Genomic DNA, 19,241 nt, shown 5'->3' on the forward strand with positions numbered 1-19,241 from the left:
GGTCGATGTACGGGTGCAGTGCGTGGTTGTCCAGTCATCCTGAGCTTGGCTCACCTAGGGCTTCGACATTCCTCCGGGCGAATGGAGAAGACGGATCAACAGGTAGCCGTCTTCTCTCGCCCATTGGAGAAGGGGCTTGGGGAGATTTGATCCGGCCATGCTCGGCCCATCGTATCCTTGAAAACATGGGCCACTTCAATTTTGAGCTTATTCGCTAGGCGGCTCTGCGCGGCGGTGCCTGAAACACTTTGGAGTTCAGAATGGCCTCATGCTGTTCATCAGATGTCATGCCACCGCCTGGAATTCTTTCCGCGCGGAGTCGGCAAGAAATTCGGCCGCGTGGTGCGTCAACGGTCACCACGTTCATTGACATGTAGGTCGTACCTGGCCTATCTGTCTCGACTTTGCCGACGGTCGATCCGCATCCAACGATTGTCATCTCCTCGTGGGTTTCAACCCGAGGAATGTGCTTGTGTCCGTGCAAGACGAGGCCGATCTTGCGGGCCTGTAGCCAACTGATGAATTCTTCGGATGACTCCAACGACTCGGTCTTCTCGAAGGAACGCCCGAGGAAACGTTCGTACCAAGGTTGGTGGTACCAAGTTGGGCGCTCGACCGGTATTGGGTGATGGTGGAGCAGCGCACCGAGAACGAACTCTCGAGCAAACTCCGGCGATCGATCTAGGGCCTGACCGACATCCAGATACTCCGTTTCGTCGATCCGACCGCGTGCAAGATTTCCGCCCCGCACAGAGTTGAAGCAAGCGAAACCGACCTGGCACTGCTCGATCCAACGGACACGGTCGACTTGAATCCGAAGAGCGTTATGAAGCTCGGTGCCTAGCCATCCGTCCCTTCGGACATCGTGGTTACCGAGGACGACAATTGGGTCTTCGCTTCCGACGTTGTGAAGGAACTCAAGAAAGTCCCGAACGGCATCGAGGTGCGCGTCGTCCGGGGTGTCCATGAGATCTCCCGTGACCACTGGGAGAATAGGTGCTGACTCTCCGAGGTCGGCCGCAAGTTGCTGGATCAACTGCTTGACTCGTGGAAGCCGTCGCTGTGCGATTCGACTGCCCAAATGAAGGTCACTGAGATGGATGATTCGAAGCGGAGGAACATGATCGGCGCCTGGCCCGAAACGCTCCACGAACTGGCCTCGAAGGAGCTCAAGGTCCGGAACTCCCGGCATAACGGAGAGGTGAGAGAACAGCCATTCCAGAGAGTGCATTGCATCGGGCACGTTCCGTTCTAGTTCGAAAAACGCAGCATCGCCATGCGACGTCCAGAGCAGCACGCCTGGCCAGCGAGTAGCGTTGGCCATGGCAACGCGGAATGCCGGAAATAGGTTGTCTAGCTCCAGACGGTGATCATCATTGAGGCTCTCGTCTATCTGTAGGATGAGGCCGGGATCTGAGGGACGTATGTCGACGAGGTCACGCAGAAGTTTCCTTGCACTCAGAAAGCGGTCGAACTCCCAATCTCCACTTGGCACAAGCAAGGCAGTCCAGGGAATGTCACGAAAGTGTTCGCGCAGCGGGCGCAAAACTTCGCCGATGTCTCGATCATGCAGGTGTCGTTCAGCTTGCTCAATGGCACGGCGGAACTCGAAGCGCCTGTCGTGTGAGGCGTAGAAGTCACTAGGTGCCGCATCGAGCAACGCCCTCAGCGCCGACCTTGCCTCCCAGTCGTTCTCAAGGGTCGGCGTCGTGCCCATTGGCTGGAGGATGTGCGCCAGCCAATTTGCGCTCCTCCAGGAAAAGTGAAATCCCATGACGAGGCCTCCTCTGGTTGTGATTGAGAACGAACAGCGGTTATCAGGTACTAGGCCGAACCAAGAACGAAACCAGAGTGAGTCATGGCACCGGATAAACCTTCTTGGACTGATCAGCTATCAGGACAGTCGCGTAGGCAGTGTATGTTTCAGATGTCGAGCTTGACAACCACAAAAGCAGACAATGCGCCCGGGACAGTGACCAACAGGCTTCACCACCTACGGGATCAGATCACCTGGGGCGTCGACAGGCTCAGCCCGAACAGATAAAACGGATCAAAGGGCTGGGGGAGTTTTTGGAACACGCCTCGACCGCACCCGCTGGCGTTGCAGGGCGGCTTGGACGTCGCGCTCAAGGGCACCTCGGTCGTGCTCGGGCGCGGCCAAATCGGCCAAGGCATCGGTGCGGCTGATCATCCACAGCGCGGTGGCGACGATGCCCACACCGACCCCCGGATCACCTTGTTCCAGCCGGATCAAGGTCGGCACGGACACCCCCAAGCGCTTGGCCCAACTGCGCTGCGACTCGTTGCGCCGCACCCGGGCTAAAGCCAGATCTTCACCCAACTTGCGCAGGGCGTTTTGCGCGATGGCCGGCAACATCGAAAGGGCTTCCGGGGATTTGGGCATGGGTTTAGAAGCACATAGAGTTCATCAAATAGGCTTTGATGTTAATTTCTATGCTACCTCAAAGACATGGTTATCCTCACTCCATGCTTTTACGAATCATCGCCATCCTTTTTCCGCTGTTTGCCATCACGGCCTTGGGCTTTGGGGTGGGTCGGCGCAGCAAGCCGGACATGTCGGTGGCGGGGCGGTTGAACATGGATGTGTTCACCCCGGCGCTGATCTTTGGGGCCTTGGCGAGCAAGGACTTTCACATCCAGGCCTACGGCCCTTTGCTGCTGGCCTCCTTCGGGCTGATTGTGGGCAGCGGCTTGCTGGCGTGGTGGGTGGCGCGGCTGCTGGGGGTTGAGCCCAAGACGCTGGTGCCGCCGATGATGTTCAACAACTGCGGCAACCTTGGCTTGCCCTTGGCGGTGCTGGCCTTTGGCCCGGCCGCGCTGCCCCCGGCGGTGGTGATGTTCACGGTGTCGAACATCCTGCACTTTTCCTTCGGCGCTTGGCTTTTGGACCACCACACGCGCATCACCACCGTTTGGCGCTCACCCTCGGTGCTGGCGTCACTGGGCGGGCTGGCTGTGGGCGTGTTTAACCTCGAAGTCTGGCCGCCGCTGCTCCAGGCTGTGCGCATGGTGGGCGACATCGCCGTGCCGCTGATGCTGTTCATGCTGGGCGTGCGGCTCGCCACCTCCCGCATCACGGCCTTGGGTTTTGGCCTGATGGGCGCGGTGCTGCGCCCCGTCAGCGGCATGGCCTTGGCGTGGGGGCTGATGCAAGCCATCGACTTGCCCCGCGACCAACAAGCCCTGCTGCTGGTGTTCGGTGCCCTGCCCCCGGCGGTGCTCAACTTCATGTTCGCTGAACGCTACCGCCAAGAACCCGACAAAGTCGCCTCCGTCGTCCTCATCGGCAACCTCGCCGCTGTGGTGTTCATGCCGATCGCGCTGGGGTTAGCACTGAGATAGCGGCACTGGGGCGGCGAGGGCAGCGATCAGTGATTCGACGCTGACGCCGCACCGTAGCCGGTTTGGGCGCGGACGAATTGGTCGTCGAAGGCGGCGATTTCAGCTTTGGAGCGGGCTGAGTTGGCGTCGAGCTTCGAGACGATGAAGCAGACCAAAAAGGCCACGGGCATCGAGAAGAGTGCGGGTTGTTCGTAGCCGAACAGCGGGGTCGGATAACCCAGCACGGTCACCCAGACGGCCTTGGAAAACACCACCAGCAGCACAGCGGAGATCAAGCCGATGTAGCCGCCAGCCAAGGCGCCACGGGTGGTGAGGCCTTTCCAGTACATCGAGAGCAACAGCACGGGGAAGTTGCTTGATGCGGCAATGCCGAAGGCTAAGCCGACCATGAAGGCGACGTTTTGCTTTTCAAAAGCGATGCCCAAGACCACGGCAATCACGCCCAAGGCGATGGTGGCCATGCGAGAAACGCGCATTTCGTCGAATTCAGACGCCTTGCCTTGCTTGATCACGCGAGCGTACAGATCGTGCGAGATGGCCGAAGCACCGGCCAGCGCCAGACCCGAGACCACCGCCAAGATGGTGGCGAACGCCACCGCCGCCAAAAAGCCCAGCAGCAGATTGCCCCCCACCGCCTTGGACAGGTGCATCGCCACCATGTTGCCGCCGCCCAGCAGCTTGCCGCCGACCTTGCCGCCTTCAAAGAAGTCCGGCGACTGGCCGACGATGACGATGGCGCACATGCCCATCAAGAAGATGACGTTGAAGAAGTAGGCAATGAAGCCCGAGGCGTAGAGCACCGACTTGCGCGCTTCCTTGGCGTTGGTCACCGTGAAAAAGCGCATCAGGATGTGCGGCAAACCAGCGATGCCGAACATCAGGCCCAAGCCCAGCGAGATGGCGTTGACCGGGTCCTTGGTCAGCGGACCGGTGTTCATGATGGCCCAGCCGTTTTTGTGCGCGCCGGTGGCTTTTTCGATCAGCATGGTGTAGCTGAAGTCGAACTGGCTCATGGCCAGAATCATCACCAGCGTGCCCCCGGCCAGCAGCAAACAGGCTTTGATGATCTGCACCCAGGTGGTGGCAAGCATGCCGCCCTTGGTGACGTAGACGATCATCAGCGCACCCACCACCACCACGGCGATGTTGTAGTCCAGCCCGAAGAGCAGCTTGATGAGCTGCCCGGCGCCGACCATTTGTGCGATCAGATAGAAGCACACCACCGTGAGCGAACCAATGGCGGCCATGGTGCGCACCTTGCTTTGCTCCAAGCGGTAGGAGGTGATGTCGGCAAAGGTGAAACGACCCAAGTTGCGCAGACGCTCAGCCATCAAAAACAGAATCACCGGCCAACCGACAAAGAAGCAAATCATGTAGATGTAGCCGTCCAGCCCTTGGCCGTAGACCATGGCGGTCAGGCCCAGCAGCGTGGCGGCGGACATGTAATCACCGGCAATCGCCAAGCCATTCTGGAAACCGCTGATACCACCGCCAGCGGTGTAAAAATCGGCCGCCGACTTGGTGCGACGCGAGGCCCAGTAGGTGATGACCATGGTCATGGCCACGAACAACAAGAACATGACGATGGCGTGCACGTTCAGCGGTTGCTTCTCAGCAGCTTCGATGGCCGGGCCGGCGTGGGCCGCAGCGCTGGCCAACAGGCTACCCAGTCCGGCCGAAATCAGCGCCCACAGCGAACGGGGGCGGGCACAAAAGCAAGCAAAGCGATTCATGAACGATCTCCCCGGATAGCGTCGTCAACAATCTTTTGGGTCAGGTCATCAAACTCGGTATTGGCCCGACGGACATAAAACGCCGTGAGGATCCAAAACAAGATGAACATGGCCAAGATCAGGATCACGCCCAAGGTAACCACCGAGCCTTCAGCAAGGCGCTGCCCCATCAACGAGGGGTTGAACGCCACCACCAGAATCAGACCGTAAAACAAGATCAGAACCACAGCCACCAGCGTCCAAGACAACTGGCTGCGGGCTTTGACAAGCGTGTCGAAATGGGGGTTCTCGCGAATGCGTTGATAAATCTGCTGATTCATGGGCTTCCTGAAAGGCATGGGGAGCATGTGGGACATCGACTGATGTCTTACAGCCGACAGGGAGCACCATACTAGGGTAAACGCTTAAGCGTGAATATCCCCTTGGATCAAGATTTATTGCTGAGCCTTGCAAGGCTTTTGAAAGTTTGCTGACATTCGCTGCGCTTATAAAGCGCCTCATGTAGCATCGTGCTGCACACTTGCGATCACCCAATCTCTCACCGCGACCCTCAACGCGCCCATCCCCGGAGACCGTCATGTCCGCTGCCGCCGTTCCCATCCGCCTCGACCATGAGCTTGATGCCTCTGCCCGTGAAGTCGCCCGCATGATGAGCCGCAGCGTGGCCGAACAGGTCAGCCATTGGGCGCGGCTCGGGCGCGAACTTGAGCGCAGTCCAGACGTCTCAGTCGCCAAAGTTCAGGCGGTTTTGGCGGGTCAAAGCAGCTACGACACGCTCGGGGCGACCGAACAAGCCAGCGTGCGCACCGCTTGGGACGAACAGCTCAGTGCGCAACTTGAAACACTCAATCTGCACACCCTGTTTGTGGCGGAGGGCCACCGTCACGCCGAACTCGACGCCGAAGGCCACGTGCGCATCTTGCATCCTTGAATCTCTCTCGAACGCTCTGATCCATGCCGATCCTGCACCTGCTTGTCGGCCCAAACGGCGCCGGCAAAACGACGTTCTTCGAACGCGTTCTCGCACCCATCACCCACCTGCCCTTCATCAACGCCGACATCTTGGCGCGCCAGCATTGGCCGGGCGACGAGGAAGCGCATGGCCATGACGCGGCGGCGCTGGCCCGGCAGGCCCGCGACGTGGCCATTGCGGAGCGGCGCTCGTTTGTCGGTGAAACCGTCTTCTCCCACCCTTCCAAACTCGATCTGGTTCGTCAGGCTCAAAGCGCGGGCTATTTGGTCACACTGCATGTGATCCTTGTGCCGCTGGAGCTGAGCTTGGCGCGGGTGCAACTGCGCAGCCAGCAAGGGGGCCATTCGGTGCCCGAAGACAAGGTGCGCGAACGCTATCAACGCCTGTGGGTGCTGGTGGCCCAAGCGATGCGCATGGCCGATACCGCCAGCGTCTACGACAACAGCAACAGCCGCACGCCTTATCAGCGCGTGGCCCGCTTCGAGAAGGGCCGCTTGCTCGGCCCGGCCCATTACCCCGCTTGGTCAGCCCCCCAAGCCGCCCTTTGGACCCAAGAAAGTTAGCCCTTTGAATATCGAACCTCAAGACGTGCTGGAAACGGCACAAAAAGCCGCCCAAGCGGCCAAAAACTCGGCCCGCATCAACGCCGCAGTGGCGGTGACCGTGGCGGTCCTTGCGACCTTCATGGGGATTTGCAAAGTCAAGGACGACAACATCGTTCAAGCCATGCAGCAGGCCCAAGCTGACAAGCTCGATCACTGGAACTTCTACCAAGCGCGCCACATTCGCCAAGACATGGCCGAAGCCACGGTGGTGCAATTGCGCTTGGCCAGCGCGGATCGATCCGGCCCTCAAGCCGCCGCCTACGCTGAAGCCGTTGAGCACTACCGCAAAGTTGCGCAAGAACAACAGCAGAAAAGAGACGAGCTCAAAGCCCAAGCCGAGCAGGATCAAAAGAACTACGACGCCTTGAACTTCCGTGACGACCAGTTCGATCTCTCGGACGCGCTGCTGGCGATTGCCATTGCTTTGCTCGCAGTCACCGCCTTGACGCAGTTGTGGTGGCTGTATCTGCTGGCTTGGTTGCCCATCAGCGGGGGTGTTTGGATGGGGTTGGCCGGCTTGCTGGGCGGCTCCTTTCATCCGGATGGTCTGGTGAAGCTGCTCTCCTAGTACAATCAATGCTTCGTCTTTGATACGGCAAGAGTGACAGCAGCGTCTGCCGGCCCCGGCCACCCGCGAAACGGGCCCCCCAAACAGGCCAAATCCCCCGCCAGCGCTGCACAAACTTTGTTCACGCCAGCTTGCCCGCCCATCGCGAAAGTCACCGGCCCAAAAAAGAGGGCGTGCGGTGTCTTTTGCTTTGGGCTTTTGTTGTTTAGACCAAGCCCTACGCCCCTCCCTTGCCGAGCATCCAGCCGAGGAATCGCATGACTGCCAAGAAAAGCGCCGCAAAGAATTCTGCCCCTGCCACCACGGATGAGGCCCTGAGCCTCCCCGAAGGCGCTACGCCTGCCGAAGCGGCCCCGAAGAAGGTCCGTAAAACCAAGGCGACCGCAGCCAGCAGCGAGACCTCGACCGAGGAAGGTGCTGCCGCAGCAACCACCAGCACGGGCGCCAAGCGCGGCCGCAAGCCCAAGGCTGAAACCACCGCCAAGGTCGAAAAAACCGAAACCCGCAAAAAGGGTATCGAAAGCGCTGAGGATTTCTCGGACCTTGAAGCGGATGGCGATCTCGAAGGCGCAGACGCTGAGATCGACGCCGATGTCGAAACCGCCACGGAAGTCGAAACCGCAGGTACCGAGGAAGGCAGCGTTGAAGGCAGCACCGAAGGCAAGACCAAGGTCAAGCCGCTGCGCATGAAGGTCAGCCGCGCCAAAGAGCGCGCCCTGATGCGCGAATTTGGTCTGGAAGAAACCACCCTCACCGAAGAAGAAGCCGCCAAGCGTCGCCAAGAGCTCAAAACCCTCATCAAGATGGGTAAGACGCGCGGCTACCTGACGCACCAAGAAATCAACGACCACTTGCCCGAAAAGCTGGTTGAGGCCGAAATCTTTGATGCCATCGTCTCGATGCTCAATGACATGGGCATCGCCGTCTACGAGCAAGCCCCGGACGCCGCCACGCTGCTGATCGCCGGGGGCAACACCTCGACCGCGACCGAAGAAGAAGCCGAAGAAGAAGCCGAAGCGGCGCTCTCGACGGTGGACAGCGAATTCGGCCGTACCACCGACCCGGTGCGCATGTACATGCGCGAAATGGGCACGGTGGAGCTGCTGACGCGCGAAGGCGAAATCGAAATCGCCAAGCGCATCGAAGGCGGTCTGCAAGCCATGATGATGGCGATCTCGACCTCGCCCGCCACCATCAACGAGATCTTGTCGATCGCTGACCGGATGCGCGCTGGCGAGATGACCATCTCGGAAGCGGTGGATGGCTTTGTCTCCGACAGCGAGGCTGACGACTACGTGGCCGAGGAAGACTTCGACGAATTCGACGAAGACGACGAAGAAGGCAGCTCCAAAGCGCTGACCAAGAAGCTCGAAGAGCTGAAGAACACGGCGCTGACCAAGTTTGACAACCTGCGCGCGCATTACGACAAGATGCGCAAGGCCTACGAAAAGGACGGCTACCGCACTGCGGCTTACAACAAGTCGCAAGAAGCCATCAGCGCCGAGCTGATGACCATCCGCTTCACCGTCAAGACGATTGAAAAGCTCTGCGACTTGCTGCGCTCGCAAGTCGATGACGTGCGCCGCTACGAGCGCGAACTGCGCAAGATCGTGGTCGATCGCTGCGGCATGCCGCAGGAATACTTCATCAAGACCTTCCCCAACAACATGCTCAACCGAGCTTGGGCCGAAGTTGAAATCGCTGCGGGCAAGTCCTACAGCGGCGTCTTGAGCCGCAATCTGCCGGCCGTGCAAGAGTTGCAGCAAAAGCTGATCGACTTGCAAGCCAAGGCGATCGTGCCGATTGAAGATCTGAAGCTGATCAACAAGCGCATGAACGAAGGCGAGGCCAGCTCGCGCGAAGCCAAGCGCGAGATGATCGAAGCCAACTTGCGCTTGGTGATCTCGATCGCCAAGAAGTACACCAACCGGGGTTTGCAGTTCTTGGACCTGATCCAAGAAGGCAACATCGGCTTGATGAAGGCGGTCGATAAGTTCGAATACCGCCGGGGCTACAAGTTCTCGACCTACGCCACTTGGTGGATCCGTCAGGCCATCACCCGCTCGATCGCCGATCAGGCCCGCACCATCCGCATTCCGGTGCACATGATCGAAACGATCAACAAGATGAACCGCCTGAGCCGTCAGCACTTGCAGGAGTTCGGCTTTGAGCCGGACGCGCCAACGCTGGCCGAGAAGATGGAGATCCCCGAGGACAAGATCCGCAAGATCATGAAGATCGCCAAAGAGCCGATCTCCATGGAAACGCCGATCGGCGACGACGACGACAGCCACTTGGGCGACTTCATCGAAGACAGTGGCAACACCGCCCCGATCGAAGCAGCCATGCAGTCGGGCCTGCGCGACGTGGTGCGCGACATCCTCGACAGCCTGACGCCGCGCGAAGCCAAGGTGCTGCGCATGCGCTTCGGCATCGAGATGAGCACCGATCACACGCTCGAAGAAGTCGGCAAGCAGTTCGACGTGACCCGCGAGCGCATCCGCCAGATCGAAGCCAAGGCGATTCGCAAGTTGAAGCACCCGAGCCGTTCGGACAAGTTGCGCACTTATCTCGACAACGTTTGATCGGGGTTTGATCAGGGTTTGATCGGCGCCTGACCCGCGACATGAGCCCGTGGGCCGATCACGGGCTCGGTCAACTCGGCTCAATCCTTGTTACTTCTGCTGAGTACACTCAAAGCATGAAGCAAAACGTCACCTGCACTGTCTTGTTCGCCGACCTGCGAGGCAGCACCTCGATGTATGAGTCGCTGGGCAACGCAGCCGCAGCCACCATCGTCACGCAAAGCGTGGCGATGATGTCCAAGGTGGTCGAGAAAAATGGCGGCGCCGTCATCAAGACCTTGGGCGACGGCCTGATGGCCGTGTTCATCCACCCGACCCGCGCCATCATTGCCGCCCAAGAGGTTCAAGAGGAACTCGAACGCCTCAAGGCCCGTAACGCGCAAAACAACATCCCCAATCTGCGCATGCAGCAGGCCTTGGCCCATGGCGAAGTGATTCAAGTCGCGGGCGATTGTTTTGGGGATGCGGTCAATGTGGCGGCCCGCTTGCTTGATCATGCGGGTGACAACGAAACCTTGGCCACTGCGCAGACCCTGCGCATGCTGCCCACCGAGTTGGCTTCCCAGTTCCGCCGCTTGGATGTCTTCCATCTGCGCGGCCGCTTGGAGCCCGTCGAGGTCTGGCGACTCGACAACCACGCCAGCGGCGACAGTGTCATGGCGACCATGTTTGGCGACACCGCCCCCGTGGCACCCGTCCCCGAAGGCTTGCGCTTGTCGGTCGAAGGCATCTCGCGCATCCACACCGCGCGCAATTTGCCGGTGGTGTTGGGCCGCAGCCACGAAGCAACGTACTGCATCGACGACAGCCGCGTCTCGCGCATCCACGCCCGCATCGAGTGGCACAGCGGCAACTTCCAGCTGACCGATTTCAGCTCGAACGGCACCTTTGTGCGTTTTGGCCGCCAAGCCGAAGTGGTCACCCTGCGGCGCGCCAGTTGCACCTTGCATGGCCGAGGCGTCATCAGCCTCGGGCTGAACACCTCCCAAGCCCAAACCCCCATGGTCAGCTTTGAGGTTCTGCGCTTTGCCGAAACCGATCCACAACCGTTGGACTGAACGGCCGGACGGATCACGCTGACCGGTCTTTTTCCTCTTTGTTTGTCCCCACCATGACTGCACCGACATCTCCGGTTACCCCGGCTTCCCCAGCCTTGCCCGCCATCGGCACCCCCCTCACCCCCGCCGCCTTGCGCGTCATGCTGCTGGGCAGCGGTGAACTCGGCAAAGAAGTGCTGATCGCCCTGCAACGCTTGGGCATCGAAACCATCGCCGTCGATCGCTACGACAACGCCCCCGGCCAGCAAGTAGCGCACCATGCCCGCACCTTGGCCATGAGCGACCCCGTGGCGCTACGCGCCCTGATCGACGCTGAAAAGCCCGATCTGGTGGTGCCTGAGATCGAAGCCATCGCCACTGGCGTGCTTGAAGAGATGGAAGCGGCCGGCCAAGTGCGCGTCATCCCGACGGCCCGCGCCGCCCGGCTGACCATGGACCGCGAAGGCATCCGCCGCCTCACCGCTGAAACCCTGGGTCTGCCCACCAGCCCTTACCGCTTCTGCGACTCGCTGGCCGAGCTGCAAGCCGCCATTGACGGCAGCGATGATCAGCCTGCGATCGGCTACCCGTGCATCGTCAAGCCGGTGATGAGCAGCTCAGGCAAGGGTCAAAGCAAGATCGACACCCCCGCCGACGTCGCCCGAGCTTGGGACTACGCCATGGCCGGTGGTCGCGTCGCCAAAGGCCGGGTAATCGTCGAAGGCTTCATCGACTTCGACTACGAAATCACCTTGCTCACCGTGCGTGCCTTGGGCGCGGATGGCCGGACCGAGACCCATTTCTGCGACCCCATCGGTCACATCCAAGTCAGCGGCGACTACGTTGAAAGCTGGCAGCCACACCCGATGTCGGCCAGCGCGTTGGACAAGGCCCGCACCATTGCCAAGACCGTCACCGACAACCTCGGCGGCTTGGGCCTGTTTGGGGTCGAGCTGTTCGTCAAGGGCGACGAGGTCTGGTTCAGCGAAGTCAGCCCGCGCCCGCACGACACCGGCATGGTCACCATGATCACCCAGTGGCAAAGCGAGTTCGAATTGCACGCCCGCGCCATCCTCGGCCTGCCGGTCAACACCCAGCTCAAGAGCCCGGGGGCCAGCGCCGTGATCTACGGCGGCGTGACGGCCCAAGCCATGGTGTTCGACGGTGTGGCCGATGCGCTGCGCGTGCCCAACACCGATCTGCGCCTTTTTGGCAAGCCGGAAAGCTTCGTCAAGCGCCGCATGGGTGTGGCTTTGGCCTTCGACGCTGAGGTCGAAGTCGCCCGCCAGCGCGCCAAGGAAGCCGCCAGCAAGGTGCGCCCGCGCAAGCTCGACTAAAAGGCATCACGCCCCAAGCAGCTCGGCCAGCGCCAGCAAGTCGGGCACGGTGTGATGGGGCTGTGAAAACGGCTGTGATAGCGACACGTTGAGCACCCCAGCCGCCAACGCGGCTTGGGCCTTGGCATCTTCGGGCCGCTGCACCCACACCGTGGGCATGCCCGCGGCCTGCGCGCCCAGCACATCCAAGTGCCAGTCGTCACCCACATGCAGCACGCGCTGCGCAGGCAACCCCAGACGTTGGCAGGCGTGCTCAAAAATCTGCGCCGCCGGCTTGGGCACGCCGCAGTCCTGCGCGTGGACACAGCCGATCAGCCAGCGGTCCAACCCCGTGGCCCGCAAATCAGCGTTACCGTTGCTCAAACCCAACACCGGCCAGCGGGCAGCCAGCCGGTCCAAGGCGCTGGCCACATCGGCAAAAAAGCGCACCTTTTGGCGCTCAGCGATGAAGATGTCAAAGGCCGCCTCGGCCAAGCCCGGGTCATCGCCCGCCGCGTGCAGCGCTTCTTGCAAGGTGATGCGTCGCAGCGCACCCAAGTCGTGCGCCAGCGCCGTCTCACGCTCACCCACTTGGCGGCGCAACTCGCGCATTCGTGGCAGCGGAAACATCGCCGCTGTCGCCGGCGCATGCTCGACCAGCCAGTGATTCAGCACCCGCTCGGCCTGATGGATCACCGGCGCAATCGGCCAAAGGGTGTCGTCCAGATCCAAGGTGATCGCCAAGGGTGAGAACGCCATGGGTTCAGGGAGCAACAACAGGGTGGACATGGATGGGCCCGAAGGACAAAGCAGCGCCCGAGCTTACCTACAATCACCCGCACCGCCCCTGATCCGGACCGTTCCCATGAAGCCCTTGGCCCGTTTGGCTCTTTTCTCGGCAAGTTCGCTGCTGTCCTTGCTCCTCCTCAGCGGCTGCCCAAGCATGGCACCCCCGCTAGGCACGCCCAACCCGCCAAGCCTACCGGCCGACACCTCAGCCGCCGTCGCCGATTTCGAAGCCATCCTCGGCACACTTGAGCCGACCGGCGCAGGCAGCGGCTCAGGCATGGGCTATGGATCAAGCTCCGCTTCTGGCCGTGGGCAACGCGCCAAGCCACACGTCGAAGTGACCCTGGACATGCCAGCCCCGGCGCCAAAGCCTGAACCACACCCACCAGCACCGCCGGTGCCACCTGCGGCCGCCCCCAAGGCCACAGCTGCCACCGCAACCGTGGCCCACCAAAAAACCGCACCCACAGCCGCCCCCGCCGCCGCCCCGGCTGAAGATCTCCAGCCTGCCAAGGTCGCTTGGAACACCCCCGGCAGCATGCTGATGGGCGAATCCGCCACCATCACGCTGCGAGTCACACTCAACCCAGCGCACTTTGACGAGCTGGCAAAACACCTGCCCAGCAGCGGTACCACCCAAGCCACCACGCTCGATCTCAGCAGCCAGCTCAGCGCTGAGCTCGGCTCAACCGATTTCGACATCACCCCACCCGGCAAACAAGCGCAGCAAGTGCTCGAAGGCCGCGATGTCGAATGGAAATGGATCATCCAACCCAAGGTCGCGGGCGAGCGCACCTTGCTGCTGACGATCTACTCTGCCCTGAACGGCGGCGCGCAAATCATCCAATCCCTCGACCGCAAAATCAGCGTCGCCGTCCTCACCCCACCGCCTGAGCCCGCCTTCAGCGCCCAGGTCCTGGGTTTCGCCCTCAAAAACTGGGACAAGCTCCTCACCCTGATCCTGATTCCGCTGGCCGGCTGGGTGTGGAAGCGCTTTGGCAAGAAGAACGAGGCGAGCTAAAGACGCAAAGACGCGCGCACCACACCGGGGCGCTGATCGCGCCAAGAGCGCTTGATCGCCCGCTAGGTCACCCGCCGCACCCCCAAAAGTGTGCATCTCAGCGGTCCTCGGGTTCTCCCTAGGCTGGCATGGATCTCGCTAGAGATAGCGGCATGAGCCCTTTGTGGGTTCAAGCGCAAGGCGAGCTGCCCAACGGCGGGTGAGCGAGCTTTTCGCCAACCGGACCCCAGCGTCCGTGTGGATCAACGTCTCACCCAATGCGGGTGAGTGCTTGGGACGCACGGGCGCTTTTTGTTTTCTGCCTCACCCTTTGCTGGAGCCCACCATGGATCTGAAGCCCACCTCGACCCTGAGCCGCCGCAGCGTGCTGCAAGCCGCTGCCGCTACCTTGGCTCCATTGGCGCCGTTGGCAGCCCCGCTGTCAGTGTTCGCGGCCGGCTCAGACGCACCAGAGAAGAAGGAAGTGCGCATCGGCTTCATTCCGCTCACCGACTGCGCCAGCGTGGTGATGGCCTCGGTGCTGAAGTTTGACGAGAAGTACGGCGTCAAGATCATCCCCACCAAAGAAGCCTCGTGGGCCTCGGTGCGCGACAAGCTGGTCAACGGCGAGCTGGACTTCGCCCATGTGCTCTACGGTTTGGTCTACGGCGTGCATCTGGGCGTGGGCGGCACCAAAAAAGACATGGCGGTGCTGATGACGCTGAACCAAAACGGCCAAGCCATCACGCTCTCGAAAGCGCTGGCCGACAAGGGCGCGGTCGATGGGGCCGGGCTGGCCAAGCTGATGCAGCGCGAGAAACGTGAATACACCTTCGCGCAGACCTTCCCGACTGGCACGCACGCCATGTGGCTCTACCACTGGCTGGCCACGCATGGCATCGACCCGCTCAAGGACGCCAAGGTCATCACCGTGCCGCCGCCGCAAATGGTGGCCAACATGCGCGTGGGCAACATGGACGGCTACTGCGTGGGCGAGCCCTGGAACCACCGCGCCATCGCTGACGGCATCGGCATCACCGCCACCACCAGCCAAGACATCTGGACCGATCACCCTGAAAAAGTCTTGGGCAGCACGGCTGAGTTCGTCAAGAAAAACCCCAACACCTGCCGCGCGGTCATCGCCGCCATTTTGGAAGCCAGCCGCTGGATCGACGCCAACGCCGCCAACCGCGACAAAATGGCTGCCACCATCGCCGACAAGTCCTACGTCAACACCAGCGTGGACGTGATCAACCAGCGCATCCAAGGCAAGTACCAAAACGGCCTGGGCAAGACTTGGAGCGATGCGCACCCGATGGCGTTCTTCCGCGACGGCGCGGTCAACCTGCCCTACCTCTCGGACGGCATGTGGTTCCTGACCCAGCACAAGCGCTGGGGCTTGCTCAAAGAGCACCCCGATTACCTCGGCGTGGCCAAGCAGATCAATCAGATCGAGCTTTACCGCCAAGGCGCGTCGGCGGCCGGCGTATCCGTGCCCAAGGAAGTGATGCGCAGCAGCAAGCTGATCGACGGTACGGTCTGGGACGGCAAAGAACCGAAGAAGTACGCCGACAGTTTCAAGATCCACGCCTGAGCCAGATCACGGACCACACACCTTGATGGACCGCGCCATGAGCAGCCCCGACTCTTCCACGCTTCGACTTCGCCGCCGCCGTCTGCGCAAGCTGGCGATGCGCTTTCTGCCCCCCATCGCCGGCTTTGCCCTGCTGATCGGCCTGTGGTTTTTGCTGACGCAAAAGAGCGAGAGCTTTCCCACACCGGCCAGTACCTGGGCCTCAGCGGTCGAGCTGTTCTCAGACCCGTTCTATCGCAAGGGGCCCAACGATCAGGGCATCGGCTGGAACTTGCTCGGCTCGCTGCAACGGGTCGGGCTGGGCTTCGGCTTGGCAGCCTTGGTCGGCATCCCGCTCGGCTTTGCCATCGGCCGCTTCGAGCTGCTGCATCGCATGACCTCGCCCATCATCAGCTTGCTGCGCCCGGTCTCACCGCTGGCGTGGCTGCCGATTGGTCTGCTGGTCTTCAAATCGGCCAACCCGGCGGCCATCTGGACGCTGTTCATCTGCTCTATCTGGCCGATGGTGATCAACACCGCTGCGGGCGTGCAGCGCATCCCGCAGGACTACATGAACGTGGCGCGGGTGTTGCAGCTCTCGGAGTGGAAGATCTTCACCACCATCTTGCTGCCCGCCACCCTGCCCCACGTGCTGACCGGCGTGCGCTTGGCCGTCAGCACCGCTTGGCTGGTGATCGTCGCCGCCGAGATGCTGACGGGCGGTGTGGGCATCGGCTTTTGGGTTTGGGATGAGTGGAACAACTTGAACGTCAACCACATCCTGATCGCCATCGTCGTCATCGGCGCGGTTGGCATGGCCTTGGAATACGCCCTGATGAGCTTGGCCCGCGCGCTCAGCTACAGCGACACCCCATCCTGACCCCTTCAAGGTAAAGCTTTATGCAACGCTATCTCGACATTCAGCAGGTCGAACAAAGCTTCGACACCGACCGGGGGCCGTTCTGTGCGCTCAAGGACATCACCCTCAGCGTCGCCCAAGGCGAGTTCATCACCCTGATCGGCCATTCGGGCTGCGGCAAATCGACCCTGCTGAACCTGATCGCCGGCCTGACCCTGCCCACCGAAGGCGTGCTGCTGTGCGCCAACCGCGAAATCGCCGGCCCCGGCCCAGAGCGCGCGGTGGTGTTCCAAAACCACTCGCTGCTGCCTTGGCTCACTTGCTTTGAAAACGTCTATCTCGCCGTAGAGCGCGTTTTTGGTGCGCGTGAAAACCGCGTGCAACTGCGCCACCGCACCGAAGCCGCCATCGAGATGGTCGGCCTGAGCCACGCCGCGCACAAACGCCCCGGCGAAATCTCGGGCGGCATGAAGCAGCGCGTCGGCATCGCTCGGGCACTGTCGATGCAACCCAAGGTCTTGCTGCTCGACGAGCCCTTCGGCGCGCTCGACGCCCTGACCCGCGCCAAGCTCCAAGACGAGCTCCTCACCTTGGTGGCCAAGAACCAATGCACCACCGTGATGGTCACCCACGACGTCGATGAAGCCGTGCTGCTCTCAGACCGCATCGTCATGATGAGCAACGGCCCCGCCGCCACCATCGGCGACATCCTCCACGTCGATCTCCCCCGCCCCCGCGAACGCGTCGCCCTGGCCGAAAGCACCGCCTACCTCAACCACCGCAAAGCGGTGATCGACTTCCTCTACACCCGGCAAAGGCATGTGGAGCGACGTGACTGAAGCGCGGAGAAGCGCACATCGCTTAAAACTCATCAAAATCACACAGCCCAACCACAATTTGCAAAAAATTACATACATGAAAACCCCAATTTTTCACTTCACCCCCCGTGTAACAATGGAGTCAACAAAAATAATTTATCAATATGACTTGCCGTAGGTAATTAACGCTGACCTTGGCATTTTTAATCCAATTTTGGCGTTTAAGGGACGGACTGCAAAACATCTCTACGGTTAATCCGAGAAGATAGTTGGCAGTGATAAAAAGCATGAAGCAAGTCAATGCAGGTTTGCCGCCTTCGCTCGAAGCACATCGCATATATGCTCATCGGCTAGCAGTTAAAAAACATTGCAGAGCGACGCTAGTGCTCTTCATTCTGCTTAGATCAAGCATCGCACAATCTGCTGATTTCTCTAGTATAGATATTCAGCGTCGCCAAGCTATCCAGCTTGAACAATCTCAGATTAAGTCGCCGGAGCGTAGTGAAAATCTGCGCTCATCTCCTATTTTTGGAGTCCCGGAGCAAGTCATTGTTTCAGAGCCAGAATGCTTTCAAATTCAGGCCTTTGTATGGCAAGGAGCTGAGTCATTTGATTGGCTGACAGCAGAATCGACTCATTTTACTGGAAAATGCCTAGGAGCACAGAGTCTTGTACGTTTGCGCGATTACCTGACCTTAGCTTTACTAGGGCACGGTTATGTGACGAGCAGAGTAATTTACCCAGAACAGAATCTTCGTCAAGGTACGCTTACCATTCAAATCATTCCTGGTCTGATTTCATCTATTAAAAATAATGGAACGCCCATTGGAAAAACATGGTTTCCATTAGCCATAAATTCCGGAGAAATCCTCAATCAACGCGATCTAGATCAATCGCTTGATAATTTCCGGCGCCTGACAAGCCAAACAGGTACTAATTTTGACATACTACCTGGAACAGAGCTTGGCGACTCAAGCATCGTCATAGTTAATCCAAAATCACGACTATGGCAAGGCGTTATTGGTATAGACAACAGCGGCGGCGAAAGCACTGGGAAATATCAGTTATTTGCCAACCTTAGCATAGATTCCATCTTTGGCATTTACGACAATCTAGCATTAACATATAACAGTAATGCCAACTACTACAATCAAGCCACCGGAAACCATACATCATCACTTCAATGGTCATTTCCACTTGGATACACATTAATATCATTAGGTATAAATCAGTCTGACTATAAACATACAGTTGCAGGATTTGTTGCTCCTATTGAATATACTGGAATTAATGCAACTTCAGATCTTGGTTTAAGTTATACCACTTATCGTGCAAATAATTACAAAGGGCAAAGTCAAATCAAAATTTTCCGAAAGACAAGTCAAAACTCAATTGACAGCATCAACATTGATGTTCAAGCACGAGATGTGCTCGGCTGGGAAATAAATCATCAACACAAGCAACAAATTCATAGCTGGTCAACAACCATGAATTTAGCTATTAGAGGTAGTCTGCCCAAGCAATCCAACAATATTGGTATACTAGTTGGCATGCCTGATTGGGACGGTCATTATCATACAACAAACATCAACTTTAATGCGGCACATGAATTCATTTTTCCAAATGGCAATTTACATTACGAAACTCAAATACGCTGGCAAGACAGCGCCAATTCATTACCGCCATCAGAATACCTCAGCATCGGCGGAAGGTATTCAGTACGCGGATTTGACAGCGAAGCAACTTTATCATCGGAATCAGGGGGATATTGGCGCAATGAAATAGGATTATCTTTATTTGATACACATACATCATATTTCAGTTTCGATATCGGCAAAATAGCTGAGCAACAAAGTAATTCGAATACCATTTCAGGATTTTCTATGGGTGAACGCGGCTCATTTTTTAATCTATCTTATGACATAAGTATAGGATGGCCTATAGTTAAGCCTGATTATTTTACTAAGCACCCGACTATCGCTGGAACACTCAGCATTCAAATTTAAAAATACCGGATTTGTA

The 19,241-nt window shown here is 59.3% G+C and carries 17 protein-coding genes; 12 read left to right on the forward strand and 5 right to left on the reverse strand.

What is annotated here, in order from left to right:
* Nucleotides 1–214: 214 nt before the first annotated feature.
* Nucleotides 215–1,774: a metallophosphoesterase family protein gene (locus tag AB3X39_RS02050; protein ID WP_369415690.1), complete on the reverse strand. Its 1,560-nt coding sequence runs from the start codon at nt 1,772–1,774 to the stop codon at nt 215–217.
* Between the two features lie 276 nt (nt 1,775–2,050).
* A complete protein-coding gene (locus tag AB3X39_RS02055) occupies nt 2,051–2,404 on the reverse strand; it encodes a helix-turn-helix domain-containing protein (protein WP_369415691.1) in 354 nt (117 codons plus the stop codon).
* 83 nt (nt 2,405–2,487) lie between these two features.
* Here AB3X39_RS02055 and AB3X39_RS02060 point away from each other — a divergent pair, with 83 nt between their 5' ends.
* Nucleotides 2,488–3,363: an AEC family transporter gene (locus AB3X39_RS02060; protein ID WP_369415692.1), complete on the forward strand. Its 876-nt coding sequence runs from the start codon at nt 2,488–2,490 to the stop codon at nt 3,361–3,363.
* Between the two features lie 26 nt (nt 3,364–3,389).
* On the opposite strand, the gene AB3X39_RS02065 is transcribed toward AB3X39_RS02060, so the two are convergent.
* The gene (locus AB3X39_RS02065) at nt 3,390–5,096 is read right to left on the reverse strand and encodes a cation acetate symporter (protein ID WP_369415693.1); all 1,707 of its coding nucleotides are present in this window, start codon (nt 5,094–5,096) and stop codon (nt 3,390–3,392) included.
* Nucleotides 5,093–5,416, reverse strand: coding sequence for a DUF485 domain-containing protein (locus AB3X39_RS02070; RefSeq protein ID WP_369415694.1), 324 nt, complete (start codon nt 5,414–5,416; stop codon nt 5,093–5,095). Before AB3X39_RS02070 ends, AB3X39_RS02065 begins: the two co-directional genes overlap by 4 nt.
* Before the next feature lie 257 nt (nt 5,417–5,673).
* Here AB3X39_RS02070 and AB3X39_RS02075 point away from each other — a divergent pair, with 257 nt between their 5' ends.
* From AB3X39_RS02075 to purT, 6 genes are all read left to right on the forward strand, one after another.
* Nucleotides 5,674–6,027 (forward strand): TA system antitoxin ParD family protein, encoded by a 354-nt coding sequence (locus AB3X39_RS02075; protein ID WP_369415695.1) that lies wholly within the window; start codon nt 5,674–5,676, stop codon nt 6,025–6,027.
* 23 nt (nt 6,028–6,050) lie between these two features.
* Nucleotides 6,051–6,632, forward strand: coding sequence for an ATPase (locus tag AB3X39_RS02080; RefSeq protein ID WP_369415696.1), 582 nt, complete (start codon nt 6,051–6,053; stop codon nt 6,630–6,632).
* Nucleotides 6,633–6,636: 4 nt separating this feature from the next.
* On the forward strand, nt 6,637–7,242 hold the full coding sequence (locus AB3X39_RS02085; protein ID WP_369415697.1) for a DUF4337 domain-containing protein: 606 nt from the start codon (nt 6,637–6,639) through the stop codon (nt 7,240–7,242).
* 257 nt (nt 7,243–7,499) lie between these two features.
* The gene (gene rpoD, locus AB3X39_RS02090; protein ID WP_369415698.1) at nt 7,500–9,827 is read left to right on the forward strand and encodes an RNA polymerase sigma factor RpoD; all 2,328 of its coding nucleotides are present in this window, start codon (nt 7,500–7,502) and stop codon (nt 9,825–9,827) included.
* A gap of 116 nt (nt 9,828–9,943) precedes the next feature.
* Nucleotides 9,944–10,885 carry an adenylate/guanylate cyclase domain-containing protein gene (locus tag AB3X39_RS02095; RefSeq protein WP_369415699.1) on the forward strand — a complete coding sequence of 314 codons (942 nt, stop codon included), beginning with the start codon at nt 9,944–9,946 and terminating at the stop codon, nt 10,883–10,885.
* Between the two features lie 95 nt (nt 10,886–10,980).
* Nucleotides 10,981–12,201, forward strand: coding sequence for a formate-dependent phosphoribosylglycinamide formyltransferase (purT, locus tag AB3X39_RS02100; RefSeq protein ID WP_369415778.1), 1,221 nt, complete (start codon nt 10,981–10,983; stop codon nt 12,199–12,201).
* Between the two features lie 6 nt (nt 12,202–12,207).
* Here the strand turns inward: purT and AB3X39_RS02105 are convergent, their stop codons facing one another.
* Nucleotides 12,208–12,969 (reverse strand): HAD family hydrolase, encoded by a 762-nt coding sequence (locus tag AB3X39_RS02105; RefSeq protein ID WP_369415700.1) that lies wholly within the window; start codon nt 12,967–12,969, stop codon nt 12,208–12,210.
* 76 nt (nt 12,970–13,045) lie between these two features.
* Between AB3X39_RS02105 and AB3X39_RS02110 the strand changes: the two genes are divergently transcribed.
* From AB3X39_RS02110 to AB3X39_RS02130, 5 genes are all read left to right on the forward strand, one after another.
* On the forward strand, nt 13,046–13,990 hold the full coding sequence (locus tag AB3X39_RS02110) for a hypothetical protein (RefSeq protein WP_369415701.1): 945 nt from the start codon (nt 13,046–13,048) through the stop codon (nt 13,988–13,990).
* A gap of 325 nt (nt 13,991–14,315) precedes the next feature.
* Nucleotides 14,316–15,563 carry a CmpA/NrtA family ABC transporter substrate-binding protein gene (locus tag AB3X39_RS02115; protein ID WP_369415702.1) on the forward strand — a complete coding sequence of 416 codons (1,248 nt, stop codon included), beginning with the start codon at nt 14,316–14,318 and terminating at the stop codon, nt 15,561–15,563.
* A gap of 25 nt (nt 15,564–15,588) precedes the next feature.
* Nucleotides 15,589–16,422: a nitrate ABC transporter permease gene (gene ntrB / locus AB3X39_RS02120; RefSeq protein WP_473964878.1), complete on the forward strand. Its 834-nt coding sequence runs from the start codon at nt 15,589–15,591 to the stop codon at nt 16,420–16,422.
* A 20-nt stretch (nt 16,423–16,442) separates the two neighbouring features.
* Nucleotides 16,443–17,240: an ABC transporter ATP-binding protein gene (locus AB3X39_RS02125; RefSeq protein WP_369415704.1), complete on the forward strand. Its 798-nt coding sequence runs from the start codon at nt 16,443–16,445 to the stop codon at nt 17,238–17,240.
* A gap of 266 nt (nt 17,241–17,506) precedes the next feature.
* Entirely contained in the window at nt 17,507–19,225 is a 1,719-nt protein-coding gene (locus AB3X39_RS02130) for a ShlB/FhaC/HecB family hemolysin secretion/activation protein (protein WP_369415705.1), read from the forward strand.
* Nucleotides 19,226–19,241: the final 16 nt, after the last annotated feature.

This window comes from Leptothrix ochracea (genome assembly GCF_041083635.1).
Lineage (GTDB): Bacteria > Pseudomonadota > Gammaproteobacteria > Burkholderiales > Burkholderiaceae_C > Sphaerotilus > Sphaerotilus ochraceus.